15 protein-coding genes and 1 riboswitch are annotated in these 14818 nt (G+C 70.7%); of the genes, 6 read left to right on the top strand and 9 right to left on the bottom strand.

Annotated elements, in window-relative coordinates:
* Positions 1 to 136: 136 nt before the first annotated feature.
* A riboswitch (cyclic di-AMP (ydaO/yuaA leader) is annotated at positions 137 to 280 on the top strand.
* Between the two features lie 12 nt (positions 281 to 292).
* Both ACFKCF_RS40785 and ACFKCF_RS40780 read left to right on the top strand, forming a co-directional pair.
* A complete protein-coding gene (locus tag ACFKCF_RS40785; RefSeq protein ID WP_394500694.1) occupies positions 293 to 1057 on the top strand; it encodes a glycoside hydrolase family 25 protein in 765 nt (254 codons plus the stop codon).
* 270 nt (positions 1058 to 1327) lie between these two features.
* Positions 1328 to 2017 (top strand): DUF4142 domain-containing protein, encoded by a 690-nt coding sequence (locus tag ACFKCF_RS40780; protein ID WP_394500693.1) that lies wholly within the window; start codon positions 1328 to 1330, stop codon positions 2015 to 2017.
* Between the two features lie 65 nt (positions 2018 to 2082).
* On the opposite strand, the gene ACFKCF_RS40775 is transcribed toward ACFKCF_RS40780, so the two are convergent.
* Together ACFKCF_RS40775 and ACFKCF_RS40770 are read right to left on the bottom strand one after the other, a co-directional pair.
* Complete coding sequence (locus ACFKCF_RS40775) at positions 2083 to 2583, bottom strand: MarR family winged helix-turn-helix transcriptional regulator (RefSeq protein ID WP_394500692.1); 501 nt, start codon at positions 2581 to 2583, stop codon at positions 2083 to 2085.
* Positions 2584 to 2771: 188 nt separating this feature from the next.
* Positions 2772 to 3443 (bottom strand): DUF6766 family protein, encoded by a 672-nt coding sequence (locus ACFKCF_RS40770; RefSeq protein WP_394500691.1) that lies wholly within the window; start codon positions 3441 to 3443, stop codon positions 2772 to 2774.
* Between the two features lie 138 nt (positions 3444 to 3581).
* Between ACFKCF_RS40770 and ACFKCF_RS40765 the strand changes: the two genes are divergently transcribed.
* Complete coding sequence (locus tag ACFKCF_RS40765) at positions 3582 to 4559, top strand: YihY/virulence factor BrkB family protein (protein ID WP_394500690.1); 978 nt, start codon at positions 3582 to 3584, stop codon at positions 4557 to 4559.
* Between the two features lie 164 nt (positions 4560 to 4723).
* Here ACFKCF_RS40765 and ACFKCF_RS40760 read toward each other — a convergent pair whose 3' ends face one another.
* Both ACFKCF_RS40760 and ACFKCF_RS40755 read right to left on the bottom strand, forming a co-directional pair.
* A complete protein-coding gene (locus ACFKCF_RS40760; protein WP_394500689.1) occupies positions 4724 to 5776 on the bottom strand; it encodes a patatin family protein in 1053 nt (350 codons plus the stop codon).
* A 28-nt stretch (positions 5777 to 5804) separates the two neighbouring features.
* Complete coding sequence (locus ACFKCF_RS40755; RefSeq protein ID WP_394500688.1) at positions 5805 to 6188, bottom strand: hypothetical protein; 384 nt, start codon at positions 6186 to 6188, stop codon at positions 5805 to 5807.
* A gap of 126 nt (positions 6189 to 6314) precedes the next feature.
* Between ACFKCF_RS40755 and ACFKCF_RS40750 the strand changes: the two genes are divergently transcribed.
* Positions 6315 to 6923, top strand: coding sequence for a TetR/AcrR family transcriptional regulator (locus ACFKCF_RS40750; protein WP_394500687.1), 609 nt, complete (start codon positions 6315 to 6317; stop codon positions 6921 to 6923).
* On the opposite strand, the gene ACFKCF_RS40745 is transcribed toward ACFKCF_RS40750, so the two are convergent.
* Together ACFKCF_RS40745 and ACFKCF_RS40740 are read right to left on the bottom strand one after the other, a co-directional pair.
* Positions 6875 to 7138 carry a hypothetical protein gene (locus ACFKCF_RS40745; protein WP_394500686.1) on the bottom strand — a complete coding sequence of 88 codons (264 nt, stop codon included), beginning with the start codon at positions 7136 to 7138 and terminating at the stop codon, positions 6875 to 6877. The genes ACFKCF_RS40750 and ACFKCF_RS40745 overlap by 49 nt on opposite strands.
* Before the next feature lie 222 nt (positions 7139 to 7360).
* Positions 7361 to 9709, bottom strand: a complete 2349-nt coding sequence (locus ACFKCF_RS40740) for a beta-galactosidase (protein WP_394500685.1) — start codon at positions 9707 to 9709, stop codon at positions 7361 to 7363.
* Positions 9710 to 9790: 81 nt separating this feature from the next.
* Between ACFKCF_RS40740 and ACFKCF_RS40735 the strand changes: the two genes are divergently transcribed.
* Positions 9791 to 10684 carry a helix-turn-helix domain-containing protein gene (locus tag ACFKCF_RS40735; RefSeq protein WP_394500684.1) on the top strand — a complete coding sequence of 298 codons (894 nt, stop codon included), beginning with the start codon at positions 9791 to 9793 and terminating at the stop codon, positions 10682 to 10684.
* Positions 10685 to 10777: 93 nt separating this feature from the next.
* On the opposite strand, the gene ACFKCF_RS40730 is transcribed toward ACFKCF_RS40735, so the two are convergent.
* Both ACFKCF_RS40730 and ACFKCF_RS40725 read right to left on the bottom strand, forming a co-directional pair.
* Positions 10778 to 10951, bottom strand: coding sequence for a hypothetical protein (locus ACFKCF_RS40730; RefSeq protein WP_394500683.1), 174 nt, complete (start codon positions 10949 to 10951; stop codon positions 10778 to 10780).
* 339 nt (positions 10952 to 11290) lie between these two features.
* Positions 11291 to 12223 carry a U32 family peptidase gene (locus ACFKCF_RS40725; RefSeq protein ID WP_394500682.1) on the bottom strand — a complete coding sequence of 311 codons (933 nt, stop codon included), beginning with the start codon at positions 12221 to 12223 and terminating at the stop codon, positions 11291 to 11293.
* Between the two features lie 143 nt (positions 12224 to 12366).
* Between ACFKCF_RS40725 and ACFKCF_RS40720 the strand changes: the two genes are divergently transcribed.
* A complete protein-coding gene (locus tag ACFKCF_RS40720; protein ID WP_394500681.1) occupies positions 12367 to 13173 on the top strand; it encodes an IclR family transcriptional regulator in 807 nt (268 codons plus the stop codon).
* Positions 13174 to 13243: 70 nt separating this feature from the next.
* On the opposite strand, the gene ACFKCF_RS40715 is transcribed toward ACFKCF_RS40720, so the two are convergent.
* On the bottom strand, positions 13244 to 14701 hold the full coding sequence (locus ACFKCF_RS40715; protein ID WP_394500680.1) for an MDR family MFS transporter: 1458 nt from the start codon (positions 14699 to 14701) through the stop codon (positions 13244 to 13246).
* Between the last annotated feature and the right edge of the window lie 117 nt (positions 14702 to 14818).

Genomic DNA, 14818 nt, shown 5'->3' with positions numbered 1-14818 from the left:
CGATTTGCACTACTTGCACTATCTATGGGTACATGTCTATCTTTTGCCTAGTCGCGGCACAGATGTGGCCCTTTCGTCGCATCGTTGCCGCTTCGTTGACCGGACCGTGCGCTGACCGGAGAAACTCTTCGGGGACAGCGTTCGGCCGCCGAATCCGCGCCTCGCGGAACCGGGGACCCATCTTCTTGGGGTGAATCGGACGCCAGCCCACGCTGGGCCCGTAGGGCACTTCCAGGCCCGAACCCGTCAGCTAACCCGGTAGGCGGTATGGAAGCAAGGAGTCAATGCCGTCATGCCCAAGCCTCGGCTTGCCACAATCGCCTGCACCCTCAAGAATCACCGCGATCTCCTCACCAGGTACTTCAGCTTCGGCGTCGCCGGCGCGATCCTCGCCGGAACCACCGCCATCGCCAGTCTGGCTCTCGCATCGCCCGAGCAGGGGCCGGTGGAAGCGCCTCGCCATGGAACCGGATCCCTCATCTACGGCCTGGACATCTCCAATTACGAGCCCCTGTACGACTGGAATGCCAGCCCGGCCAAGTTCGGCATCATCAAGGCCACCGAGGGCACGACCTTCCGCGATGCCTCGTTCGCCAGGCACTGGCGCGAGCTGGGCAAGAAGGGGATCGTACGCGGGGCGTACCACTACGGCCACCCCCGCAACAATCCCATCGCGGAGGCCGAGCACTTCCTGTCCGTGGTGAACTCGCAGCCCGCCGAGACCGGCGACCTGCTGGTCCTCGACCTCGAGACCGCGGACGGCAAATCCGTCGCCGAGGTCAACGCCTGGGCCAAGACGTGGCTGTCGTACGTGAAGGCCAAGACGGGAATCACCCCGATGTTCTACAGCGGCTGGAACTTCGCCAACAAGTACGGCAAGGGCCTGGCCCAGTACCCGTTGTGGGTCGCCCACTACAGCAAGGCCAAGGGGGCGATCACCCCGCCCGCCGACTGGAAGTCCTGGACCATCCACCAGTACTCCGAGTCCCCCGTCGACCAGAACGTCTCCGCGCTGACCGCCGACCAGTTGCGCGACCTGGGCCGCCGCACTGCCTGAGCGGGGTCACAGCGATCCGTTCCTGACGTGCTCCTCCTGGTCCGGAGGAGCACGCGGCAGCCGCCTCGATGACGCCGGCGAACCCGCCGCCGGCCGCCTCGGGCAGCGGCTTGGCGGCCGGCCCGCCGGCGTGAGCAGCAGACCGGCAGTCTTGCCTAATGCAAATCTTGCACACTGCCATGAACGCTCCCCCACCCTTCCCGCGTATCCCTCAGTGACCGGCGCCACTCACGAAGGCCGCAGGCAAGGACCGGAAGGGGATGACGGCGTATGCGACTCCTCGACAGCCGTCGCGCTCTCATCAGTTGCGGCATTGCCGCCCTCTGCACTCTGACCGCCTGCGCCGGCTACACGCCGGCGCCCGTCTCCGACACCGCCGCCCTCAACACCGGGCCGACCGCCCTCGACACCGAACCGGCCGACGCGCCCACCGACGCGCCCACCGTCCAGGCAGTGGAGGACGAGCCGGAGACCGGCACCCGGCAGACCAAATGGGGACCGATGTCGGAGGCCGACCAGGAGCTCATCAAGAAGGTCCGGCTCGCCAGCCTGTGGGAGATGCCCATGGCGCAGGACGCGATACAGCGGGCCAACAGCGCCCGCGTCCGCCAGGTCAGCAAGGAGATCGCGGCTCAGCACCACGTGCTCGACCGGCAAGTTCGCGACCTGGCCGCCAAGCTGAAGGTCAAACTGCCCGTGCAGCCCACAGATCAGCAACAGGACTGGATGGCGGATATTTCCGGCAGGTCCGGATCCGCCTATGACACCACGTACGTCAAATGGCTTCGCCTGGCGCACGGACAGATCTTCACCCTGATCGGCACGGTACGCGGCACCACGCAGAACACCCTGGTCCGCCGTTTCTCCGAACAGGCCAACGCCGCGGTGCTCAACCACCAGCGCCTCCTGGAGAGCACCGGTCTGACCACGCCCGAGAGCTTCCCCACACCGTCCACCTGACGGCCGAGGGCCCCAAACGGCTGATCACACGCCGATGCGGGAGGGATCGCCATGGCGGTCGCGGTTCAGACAGCGGACCAGCCCAGCGGGTGCGGCACGTTCACGGGCGGCTCGCCGCCCGCCTCGTTGAAGGCGTTCATCGCCGAGATCAGCGCCCGGCGCTGCCTGGCCGACATCCGCGCCACGATCGCGCCGATCTCCTCCCTGCGGCGCGCGGTCACCTCGTCCACGATGCGGCTGCCCTCATCCGTCAGCCGCATCAGGCTCTCGCGCCGGTTGTGCGGATTGACCTCCCGTACGATCAGCCCGGCGGCCACCAGCCGATCGGCCATGCGCATCGCCGTGGAGGAGTTGACGCCCAGCAGCTCCGCCATCGTGACCAGCTTGGTCTCACCGTGGCCGGCCAGCACCACCAGCATCCTGAACTGCGGCAACGTGACCCTGTCCCCGACCGCCCCCAATGACCTCACGGCGACCGCCACCAACAGCCGCGACCCGGTCAACACCGCCGTGACGACAGCCGAAAGATCCTCTCCCTGCGCCTGGAGGTCATCATCTTCCTTCATAGGCACTGTTGTACATGCGCGGGGCGGGTCACGGGCACGCGTCGGGGATCTGCCGGGAGATGCCCGGCACCGGTCACGTACGAAACCCCGGTGGCGGTGCCGCAGGGCGCCGCGAGGAGCTCGCCCGCCCCGCACCGGCGCGACGGCCGTCGCCGCGCGTGGGGCGTCCGGTCCTTCAGCCCTGAGGGTCAGTTCTCGACGCCCGTGGCCGTGTGGGGCGTCCCGACCGGTTTGGACTCGGGCGAGCCTCGCTGCCGTAGATAGATCGCCAGCACCACCATGGACAGCACGGCCAGGAGTTCCGACTGCCAGTTCTGCAGGCTCCGGTTCCAGAACTCCGGCGAGGTGACGTACGCTCCCCATCCCACGGGATCACGCAGGTCGGCCAGCCGCTCGCTGTTGTACGCGGCCAGCCCCGCCACCGACTGCGCCAGCCACGACAACACGAAGATCGTCCCCATCACCAGCGCCAGCGAGTTGCCGAACAACCACAGCCGCAACCCTCCGGTCCTGGCCCATGCCGGGGAGCGGTCATGGGCATACGGCCCGACCTGCTGCTCCTCGTCCGATTCCAGCCCCGCCTCGTCCGCCTGCTTCGACTCGGGCGACCCCTTCTGCACCAGCCAGACGGTGAGCACGATGAACAGGAAGAACTGCAGGTATTCCGACTGCCAGTTCTCCGCCACGTCGACCGCGAACGTCGAGGAGGTCACGTACTGCAGGATCGAGACGGGCTCGCCGCCCTGGGCCAGCTCCTGGTCGTTGTAGTCGAGCATCCCCGCCACGGCCTGTCCGGCGATCGCGAGCACGAAGAGGATCAGGAACGCCAGCGCCAGCGAGTTCTCCTTGAGCCACCTCACAGCAAAATCCTCATGAGGCCCTCGCTACCCGAAGGTCAACTCGGCATGCGGGCGGTTTGAACCCCGATTTTGAATAGCTGTGAACGGGCGGGGTAGCGAAACGCGGTCCCATGATGCGCAGCCCGGGAAGGCAGTCCGATGAAACGCCACGACGCAGCGCCCGGCGGGCCGGACAACGCGGCGCCGGAGAGTCCGGCCGAACTGAGCAAGCGCTCGTGGTGGGGAGTCCTCAAGCGCACGGCCAAGGAGTTCCGGGACGACAAGCTCACCGACTGGGCTGCCGCCCTCACCTACTACGCGGTCCTGTCCATCTTCCCCGCGCTGCTCGCGGCGGTCTCCCTGCTGGGCGTGTTCGGCCGGTCGGCGACCCGGCCGCTCGCCGACAACCTGGGAGCCATGGCGCCCGGCCCCGCACGGGAAATCATCGACCGCGTACTCGAGGCCCTGCAGGGCAGCCCGCGTGCCGCGAGCATCGCCACCGTCCTCGGTGTCGCCGTCGCCTTGTGGTCGGCGTCCGGTTATGTGGGGGCGTTCATGCGTGCCGCCAATGTGATGTACGAAATGCCGGAAGGCCGGCCGATCTGGAAGATTCTCCCTCTGCGCCTCGCCATCACCACCATCCTAGTGATCTTGATGGCCGTCGGCGCGGTCGTGGTGACGTTCACCGGAGAGCTCGCCGGACAGGCGGGCCGGCTGCTCGGGATCGGCCAGAGCGCGCTGACCGTGTGGAGCATCGCCAAGTGGCCGGCCCTGGTGATCATCGTGATGCTGGTGCTGGCGCTGCTGTACTGGGCCGCCCCCAACGTCGTCCAGCCCGGATTCCGCTGGATCACTCCGGGCAGCATCCTGGCGGTCACGGTGTGGATCGTCGCCTCCGTCGCCTTCGGCTTCTACGTGTCCAACTTCGGCTCTTACAGCAAGACCTACGCGGCGCTGGCCGGCGTCGTCGTCTTCCTGATCTGGCTGTGGATCACCAACGTGGCCGTCCTGCTCGGTGTGGAGTTCGACGCCGAGCTGGCCCGCGGCCGCGCCATCGAGGCCGGCCAGCCACCCGAACGGGAACCCTACGCGGAGCCGCGCGACGCCGCCGGTTCCGACCCGGAGGAGCATAGGTGACGTGCGGCCGCGTGGCGGGATGCACCCGGCCCCGGCCCAGCGGCCGGCCGCCGGGGCGCGCAGTAGCCGCCACGCCTATGGCGCGGCGGACGGTTGCCGGGGCGCAGTAGCCGCCACGTCTATGGTGCGACGGACGGCTGCCGGGGGCGCAGCAGCCGTCGCCCCTATGGTGCGGCGGTCGGCCGGCCGAGCGGTCGCAGCAGCCGGTCGACGGCCGCACGGCCGGCTTCGAGCGCGGCTTTGAGGGGTTTGCCGTTGCGGGTGAGGCGACCGACCTGCGGGGCGTCGGTTGCGGCTCGCACGGACAGCACCGCCGCCTCGGGCCGGCCCTGGCCGTCGGCGGGCGCGCCGGCCGTCGGGGGCGCGGGCCGGTCGTACTGGGCGAGCAGCGCGTCGTCGTGCATCAAGCGGTGGTCGCGCGCGTAGAAACTGCGGTGCAGTGCCTCCGGGCAGTCCCGCAGCACGGTCGCGGCGATCAGGCGCGCCCCGTACGACGGTCGCGCGGCCGGTGTCCCGGTCGCGGTCGCCGTTCCCGCGGCCGGCATCCCGGTTGACGGTGCGGGACGGGAGCGCAGTACGAGGACGTGGCTGGCCCCCTGCGCCAGGGCGGTGCGGTACGGGATGGACTCGGCGAGTCCCGCGTCGTAGAAGAGCCGCCCGGCCAGTTCGACCGGCGGACCGGCGAGGAACGGCAGTGCGGCGCTGGCCCGCAGGGCCAGCCTCAGCTCGGCGGGGCCGGTCAGATGCGGGCGCAGATCGGTGGACCGCCCGGTCTGTACGTCGGTGGCCAGCGGGTGGTACTCGATGGGGTTGGCCAGGACGGCGTCGAAGTCCATCCTGGTCACTTCGCAGTACAGGTACTCGACCAGGTTCCGCACATCGACCATCGGACGACCGCGCAGGAGGTTGGACGGGCGGATCATCGCTCGCGCGTAGACGGGTTCGGCCCAGCCGGTCAGCTGCTCGGGAGTCCCGCTGAGCAGCCAGGCCCCGGTGATGGCCCCGGCCGATGCGCCGTAGACCGCGTCGAAGGCGTGCGCCACTCCGGCCTCGTGCAGGGCCAAGGCCATGCCGGCGGAGACCGTGCCACGCATGCCGCCGCCCTCGATGGCAAGGGCCACCCGGTGGCCGTCCTGGCGAGCGCCGGGACGGCTGCCGCTGCGGACCCGGTCGGCTATGACGCGCAGCACTTCATGCTCGCCGCTCTCGCGTGGCATATGTCCTTCCTTCGTGTGGTGTGGCCGGTCACGGTCCGCCGGCCAGGTACGAGTGCGCCTGGGCCCAGATGCCGGGGTCGGGTTGGGTGGTCGTCCACGTGGTGGACCTGAGCCGTCCCCGCCCGCGGTAGCGCCGCACGATGGCGACGTGGTCCGGCCAGGCGACGAACTTGCGCAGGGCCTGTTCATCCTGCCAGATCGACACCGAGCCGCACCTGCCCCGCAGCGGCTCCGTCCACAGCCACATGCCGACCGCGCCGGGCAGGTCGGGCCACGCGCGGCGCAGCGTGAGCCCGGCCTGGTAGACGCCGGGCAGGTCGCGCAGCCGGCCGATCCGGAAGTCGGTGACGCTGACCAGCACCGAGCCGGTGATGCCGGCCGCCGGTCCGGGAGTCCAGCGGGATCTCAGCATGACGCCGGTCCAGGGTTCAGGAGGTCCATGGCAGGAGACAACCTTTCTTTGTACGAACGTTCGTGCCGAGAATAGAGAGGCACCGAAGCCAACGTCAAGCCGCTATCCTGGCCCGAACGTTCGTGCGTGAAAGGGGTGGAGATGGCGGGACGGCCGCGGGACGAGCGGGCACGCGAGGTGATCCTGCGCCGGGCGGCGGACATCGCCTCGCAGGACGGGCTCGAAGGGCTGTCGATCGGCCGGCTGGCCACGGATCTCGGCGTGAGCAAGAGCGGCCTGTTCGGCTACTTCGGCTCCAAGGAAGAGCTCCAGCTCGCCACGATCCGCACCGCGATGAAGGTGTACGTCGACGAGGTCATCCAGCCCGCACTGGCCGTGCCACCGGGCCTGGGGAGGTTGCGGCGGCTGTGCGAGAGCTGGTTGAGCTACTCCCAGCGGCGGGTCTTCCCCGGCGGCTGCTTCTTCTTCGCCGTCACCGCGGAGTTCGACGCCCGTCCGGGCCGGGTACGCGATGCCGTCGCCGCCGCCGGTCTCGACTGGGCCCGCTTCGTGGCGCGTACCATCGACGACGCCCGCCAGCTCGGCGAGCTCGCCGACGACACGGACGCCGACCAGCTCGCCTTCGAGCTGATCGCTTTCATGGAGAACGCCAACGCCGTCTCCTTGCTGCACGACGACCCGAACGCCTACGAGCGCGCCGGCACCGCCATCCGCAACCACCTGGCGGGCAGGTGAACAGCCGCCACCATTCGGCGAAGGAGCCGTCCGGGTGCCGCCAGACCGGGTTGCGCCACCGGTGACCGCGCGCTCCACGCCGCCGCGTCGACCTCGATGCCGAGGCCCGGTACGGCGGTGCGCTCGGCGAAACCGTTGACGAACCGGAAGGGGCGGGCGGTGAGCGGCGGCGTCGTCATCCGCCTCCGGGAGACACGGACCTCGCTCACGCTCATCCGCCCTACTTCTTGTACGCGGCCTCCTTGATCGTCTGGGCGGCGGGTTCCTTGCCCTGGAGGCGTTGGGCACGACGGTCGCGATGAGCTTGCCGTTCTTCGGCGCCGCGACGTTCGGGGCGCCGTAGGGGTCGGGCGGCGCGATCAGGAAGCCGCGCGTGTCGAGCAGCATGCTCGGCGGCGGCCAGGGTCAGAAATCAGTACTACTATTGAGAAACCTGATCATGCTGGGCGCAGGACGACGCGGCCCACCCGTACCACCTCCGCGCAGGCGACGGAGATGCCGTCGGGAACGTTCCGCACAGCCGGGTCGACCCACACACCGGTGTCGCAACGCCACGGCAGCAGTTCGAGCCGCACCCCGTGCGCGGCGACCTCGTCACGCCACGGCGTGAGGTCGACGTCCCAGGAGCGCCCGTACCAGAAGTGGTCGCTGACGAGCCGGTCGCCCACGAACGCGCGGCCGACGTCGCCGGTCCAGGTCACCCGCAACAGCACGCGGTCGACGCCGTCGAGCGCGTCACGCGGCACGTCCAGGTGCACGCGCGCCGCGCCGGAGTAGTCGGTCGGCGCGCTGAGCCGGTCCATCGGCCCGCCGCGAGTCGGGGCGGGGGGCGCGGGGGCGTGCGGGTGCAGGCCGGCGGCGACCGTCCGGACCCCTGCGCCGGCGACGCCCACCGACCAGGTCTGCCACAGCTGCTCCCCACGGGGGCCGTCGAGCTCGCCGCCCTCGGCCGTCAGCCCGGCGAGCGCGGGCAGCAACGCCACGGTGGACCGCTCCGCCTCCGGATGGAGGACCAGGGCGCCGTCGAGGGCGTACACCGGCGCGTCGGACAGCACGAGCCGCTCGCGACCCGCGACCTCCAGCCGGTACAGGCGGTTCGCGCTCGCCTCGTCAAGGACGAGGACCCGAACGCCGGGCAGGACGACGACGCGCTCCGGCCCGGGCTCGGCGACGTCCACCACCGTCGTGTCGCCGACGGACCGGCCCCCGCCGACCGCCACGTCACCGTCGAGGACGAGCTCCACCGGGACGCCGTCGGTCGCGCACAGGACGACCAGGTCGCCGTGCTCATCGGTGATCCTGGTGACGAGTTGCGCGGTGGCGCTGCGCAGGACGATCCCCGGGGCGAGCGGACAGCGAAGCGGCCACACCAGCGACACCCCGGAGGGAAGGTCGACGGGCCTGCTCGGAACGGTGACGTCGGCGTCCTCGAACGACACCGTGACCTGGACATCCTTCTGCGCGTCGAGCGGCCGCTTGGGCGGCTGGTACGTGGTCAGGAAGAGGTAGCCGCTCTCCCCGTCCGAACGGACGGCCCATCGCAGCTCGCCCGGGTCGTCGCTGCCGCCGCCGACGGTCACGCTCATCGGCGCGAGCCGGGCGCCTTCCCCGGCCAGCCACAGGTGCAGGCGGCGCAGCAGGTGGTGGTGCGGGCGGATCTGGCCGTGCTCCCCGATCGGGGCGTAGAAGTCGTAGCTCAGGCTCGGCACGTCGTTGGGGTAGCCGGTGGCGTGCGACTCCTGTTCGGTGCCGTGCGCCCCGGTCCGCTGGGTGCCGCCGGCGTACATGTAGTAGCCCTGCCAGATCGACCCGCTCCCGATCTTGGCCAGGGCGAGCGCGGCGATGTCCTGAGCCGTGACCAGCGGGCGCCGATGGTAGGCGACGTGCATGCCGCCCCCGATCTCGCAGGTGGCGAAGGGGGTCGCGGCGTCGTCCTTGAGCGGGACCGCCGTGGGGTCGAGCACGATGCCGTCGAGCGCCTCGCGCAGGTCCGCGCCCACCGTCAGGTCGTCACGGACCTCGCTGTAACGGAAGTGATGGGCCGCGAACGGGGGCCACTCCGTCTGCGAGTCCTCCCAGAATCCGTCGGAGTAGGCGCTGTAGAGCGGGAGCAGCGTCTCGGGCACCAGCGCGCCGCCCCAGCCCGTCGCGGTCCACAGGGGCACCCGCAGTCCCAGATCCTCGGCGACGCGTCTGAGCATGGCGAGATGCTGCGGCTGGTCGTACAGCTCGTTGTCCATCTGGGCGCCCACCACGGGCCCGCCCTCGGCGTGGGTGAGGCCGGCCAGTTGACTGATCGTCTGGGCGTAGAGCGCGCGGGCCGGCTCGAGGTAGGCGGGATCGTTGGTGCGGGTCTTGAGCCCGCGCTCGACGAGCCAGTCCGGGAACCCGCCGCGGCGCGCCTCACCGTGTGCCCACGGGCCCATCCGGACGATGACGTCCAGGCCGTGCCGCGCGGCGAGCTCGATGAACGCGCGCAGGTCGAGGTTGCCGTCCCATCGGAAGCGGCCGGGCTCGGGCTCGTGCGCCTGCCAGAGCACGTACGTCGCCACCGTGTCCAGTCCGCCGGCGCGCGCGTGTCCGAGAACCTCGTTCCAGCGCTCGCGCGGGATGCGCGAGTAGTGGATCTCCCCGGTCACCGGGAACCAGGGCTTGCCACCGCGTTCGAGCCACCGGCTCGTGACGTCGATCCGGTCCGTCGTCCTCGTCTCGTCTCCCAGCGGGAGGTGTCCCCGGCGGGGCGGGGACGGCGGGGAGACACGCAACATGCGGGCCTTGTCGTTCATCGTTCTCCTTCGAGAGGGGCGGGCCGTGGTGATCGTATGGCCGGTTGACCCGGCGGGCCGATAGGCGTTTCACTGCCTCATATGGACGAAACGACGGACAGGGCGACGAACCGCTCGCTGCCCGAGGAGTTCGCCGGCGGGCGGATGCTGGTCGTCCCCCGGCCCACGGTGCGCAGGGCGCTCAGCCGGCCCGTGACCAACCGGCTCCTGGTCACCGATACCGGGATCTTCCTCCACGCCGCACGGCATGGAGCTGCCCGGCCCGGCGGCGCCGGGCAGCACATCCTCCTGGTCTGCACCGACGGTTCAGGCTGGGTCGAGACCGGCGATGGACGTTTCGCCGTCCAGCGGGGGGACGCGGTCCTCCTGCCCGCCGGAATGGCCCACGAGTACGGGGCTTCGGACACCGACCCCTGGACCCTGTGGTGGTTCCACGCCGTGGGCTCCGACGCCGCCGACCTCGTCAGCGCCGCGCGGGCGGCGGCCGGTGGAATCGTGACGCATCTTCGGGATCCCGCGCCCGTCGCCAGTCTCGTCTCACAGGTGATCGACGGCCTCGACGCCGGGACCACGGGAGGCCTCGTACGGGCCTCCGGCGCGGCCTGGAACGCGCTCGCCCAGGTCGTCGCCACCGGCCGCCGTCCCCTCGGGGCCTCGCTCAGCCCGGTCGAGCGTGCCGTCGAACACCTGCGTGCGACCACGCCCCAGCGCACCTCCGTCGGCTCGCTGGCGGCGATGGTCGGCCTGAGCACGTCCCAGCTCGGCGCTCTCTTCCGGGAGCAGCTCGGGGTCTCTCCGCTGAAGTATCAGACGCAGCTGCGCATGGCGCGCGCCCGGGAGCTGCTCGACCACTCCGGCCTCACGGTCAGCACCATCGCCCGCGAGGCCGGATACGACGACGCGCTGTACTTCTCCCGCAAGTTCGCGAGCGTCCACGGGCTCGCGCCCAGCGCGTACCGTGACCGCGCGCGATGAGGCCACGGGCCCGGCGGCGACCGCGGAGCCGATGCCGCCGGCGGCCCCGGTCACCAGGACGATCTCACCTGTCAGCCGTCGCGTCGTGCCTGCCTACCGGTCGGTGAGTGAGCCGTCGGGCCGGATCAGGTCGAGCGCCGGTTCGGGCATGTACGGGTGCCGCCACGCCTGCGCCTGCGCCTCGTCGATGTCGATGCCCGGCTGCTCGGGCAGCTCGACGTGGCCGTTCGTGATGGGCAAGGTGCCGCGGGCCACGTCGGCGCGCATCTGAAAGCCGATCACCCCGGGGGTGGCGGCCGAACTCCTCCCCCATCCGGCGCAGGATCCGCCCGGCGTGGAACCGGAAGGCGACCCCGCCCACCAGGCCGGCCGAGTTACCGGGCTGGCGCACGGCGGGCATCCGCGGCGCGGCGACGGTCGCCGGGAACCCGGTCACCGATGAAGGTCTTGAAGGCCAGCTCCACGACAACGGCCCCGTGCCCTACGGGGAGACGCCCGCCGGGCAGCGCGACTTCCTCGACGAGCTGTTCGCCGCGCTCAAGAGCGTGCCCGACGGAGCCGTGATCGGCGACTACCGAGACCCGGTCATGATCCCGGCGCCCGGCGTCAGCCGGAGACCGGCAGGGCCAGCCCGGCGGCGCCGGCGGCGGAGCAGACGGCCTTCGAACCGGCCCGCGCCAGCAGGTCCAGACCCAGCCTGGCCCGGCGGACCCGCTCGATCGACAGCGCCACCGAGGTGGCCTCCAGGTGGCTGCCGGACGGGTAGATGTCCGGGGCGTTGCGCAGGCCGAACTTCGCGTACACCGGCGCCGCCAGCTCCACCAGCCGCGGCAGCTCGTAGTGGCGGACGAAACCGCCCAGGTTGTCCGGCGACTCGACGTAGATGTCCAGCGGCTGCGTGACCGCGCCGCGGATGGCCCCGATCTGCGCGAGGGTCAGGTCGGTCGGCAGGTTGAGCGTGTCCGCGCCGAGCCCGGCGATCACCTTGGCCGTGGCCGGGTTCGCGATCGGGAGCATCACCGACACCTTGGCCTGCATCTCCGCAGGCAGCTCCCCGCTGTCGCGCAGCTGGCCGAACACCGAGAGCACGCCCACGTCGGCGATCAGCACGCTGCGTACGCCCAGCTCGGCCGCCCGGCGGATCTCGTCCACCACGGCGACCAGCTGGTCCTGCCCGCGCACCGCCGGGGCGAGGCCGCCCCCGGCGGGCGCGCGGCTCATCGCGGAGGTGTCCCAGCCGGCGCACGGACGGGCGAACAAGGACAGCTCCACCCCGGCGTCGGCGGCCATGCCGACCATTTCCGTGATCTCGCCGTCCGTGAGCAGGCCCACGCCGGTGCCCTGCGAGACCCGGGTGACCGGGACGTCCAGCCGTCGCGCCTCGCGCAGGACGGCGGCGAGGCTGGCCGGCCCCTCCACGCTGGGAATCTCGACCCGGTATTGGGCCCCGTCGGGGAACCGGCAGGGAGACGGCGGCGGCGTGGACCCGTCGTCAGCAGGCAGCCCGAGCCCGACGAGCAGCTCATTGGTGGTGGACATCGCGCTCCCAGTCCCCTATTGTTCGAAATCTCGAACAGGGTTCGGTATATCGACATGCGGAGGCTAACGATTCAGGCTCGCGGTCGTCAATGCCGGCCGACGGATATGCCGCGGCCACCCGCCCCCACCGGCAGGAGACAGCGATGGCCCGAACGGTTCCGGCGCTCAACCGAGCGCTCGACATCCTCGAGCTGTTCCTCACCGAGGGCGCGCTGGCCGCCTCCGACATCACCGCCCGGCTCGGCCTGCCCCGGACCACCGTGCACGAGCTGGTCAACACCCTGGTCGAGCGTGGCTACCTGGTAGCCGAGCCGAGCGCCCCGATCCGCTACCAGCTGGGCATGAGGCTCTTCGAGCTGGGCGGGCTGTTCGCCGACCGCCTCGACCTGACCAGGCAGGCTCAGCACGCGGCCACCGAGGTGGCCGCCGCCTGCGACGAGAGCGTGCACGTGGCGATCCTGGACGGGGCCGAGGTGGTGTACATCGCCAAGGTGGACAGCACTCATCCGGTACGGATGGTCTCCGCGGTCGGCCGCCGGCTCCCGGCGCACTGCACCGCGGTCGGGAAGATGCTGCTGTCCGGCCTGACCACGGAGGCACTCGATGCGCGCTACCCGCACGACCGGCCCCTCGAGTCGATGACCCCGAACAGCATCACCACGCACGCCGGACTACGCGCGCAACTGGCCGAGATCCGCCGGACAGGCGTGGCCTACGACAACTGCGAGTCCAACGAGGCTGTCGCCTGTGTCGCCGTCGGCGTACTCGATCACACCGAACGCATGGCGGCCGCGATGAGCGTCTCGGTGCCCACCGTCCGCTGGACCGACCAGCGCCGACAGCAGTGGACCGACCTCGTCCGCACCGGCGCCGCCACCCTCTCGCAACGCCTCGGCCACCACGGCGGCCAAGCACAGCACCGCCTCGTTCCCCGGCCGCCCGATCGGTGACCACCGACCGGGCGGCCCCCGCGCACGTGCTCACCGGCAAGTCGCGGGGGTCAGGGCCGGTGATGCGGCTTCAGTGACCGTGTCCCCCCGGCTCGCCGGCGTGTTCGGCCTTCGCCGGCAGGAGCAGGGCGGTGATGACCACGGCCACGGACAGCACCGCGCCGATGATGAAGGCCAGTCGCATGCCGTCGAGGTTGGCGAGCGCCTCGGGGACGTCCACGGCCTTCAGGGCGTCGGCTCGCGCGCTCATCACGGTGATCACGAGCGCGGTGCCGAAGGCCGCCGAGACCTGCTGCAGCGTGCTCAGGATCGAGCTGCCGTGGGAGTAGAGCGGCGGGGGAACCGCGCCGAGCCCGAGGGTGAACACCGGGGTGAAGGTCGCGGCCAGGCCCACCATCAGCAGCGCGTGCAGGCCGAGGATCTGCCAGTACGGCATGGTCATCGTGACCTGGGTGAAGCCGGCGAGCGCGACCATGATCCCGATCGCGCCGGGGATGACCAGGACCCGGCCGCCGAACTTGTCGAACAGGCGGCCGACGGTCGGACCGAGCAGCCCCATCGCCAGGCCGCCCGGCATGACGAGGAGCCCGGTCTCCAGGGCGCTGAGGCCGCGGATGCTCTGCAGGTACAGCGGCAGCAGGATCATCGAGCCGAGCATCGCCATGAAGGCCACCGACATCAGGATCAGCGCGACGGTGTAGGTGCGGTGGCGCAGGGTGCGCAGGTCCATCAGCGGTATGTCGCGCTTCTGCAACGACAGCTGGCGGAAGACGAAGACGGCGATGGTGGCCAGCCCGGCCGCCACGATCCCGGCGGCGACGCGGACGTCACCGCCCTCGAACCGGCTGAGCCCGTAGACCAGGCCGCCGAAGCCCGCCGCCGCGGTCGCCACGCTGAACCAGTCGATGGTGCTGAACTGGGGCTCGCCGACGTTCTTGAGCCGCTTCAGGCCGCTCCAGGCGATCACGGCGGCAATGGGGAACACCACGGCGAACAGCAGGCGCCAGGACCCGAAATGCAGGATCACCCCCGAGATCGCCGGGCCCATCGCGGGCGCGACCGAGATGGCCAGGGTGACATTGCCCATGACCCGGCCCCGATCCTCCTCGGGCACCACCTGCATCAGCGTGGTCATCAGCAGCGGCATCATCACGGCCGTCCCGGACGCCTGGACGATGCGGGCGCCCAGCAGCACCTCGAACGTCGGCGCGACGGTGGCCAGTGCCGTGCCGGCCAGGAACAGGCCCATCGCGACCGTGTAGGCGTTGCGGGTGGACACCCGCTGCAGGAACCAGCCGGTGATCGGAATGACCGCGGCCATGGTCAACATGAAGGCGGTCGAGAGCCACTGCGCGGTCTGCTCGGTGATGCGCAGCGCGTCCATCAGGCGCGGGATCGCGTTGATCATGATCGTCTCATTGAGGATGACCACGAACGTGGCGAGCACAAGCAGCCGGATCACGGCCGGGGTGCGACCTGAGCGCGTGGTCGCGGACTTGGCGGGTGAGTCGAGCTGTGGGCTGGGCACGGTACCTCTATCAGAGTTGTCGGACATAGTGTGCTCACGGCCGGTCTTCCGGCCTTGGGTCTCACGAGTAGTCGTGGTCATACACAGACTGACCGACGGCACCGACAAAACTCATCG

This window comes from Nonomuraea sp. JJY05, assembly GCF_043496855.1.
GTDB lineage: Bacteria > Actinomycetota > Actinomycetes > Streptosporangiales > Streptosporangiaceae > Nonomuraea.
This window is presented reverse-complemented; position numbering and strand designations above follow the sequence as displayed.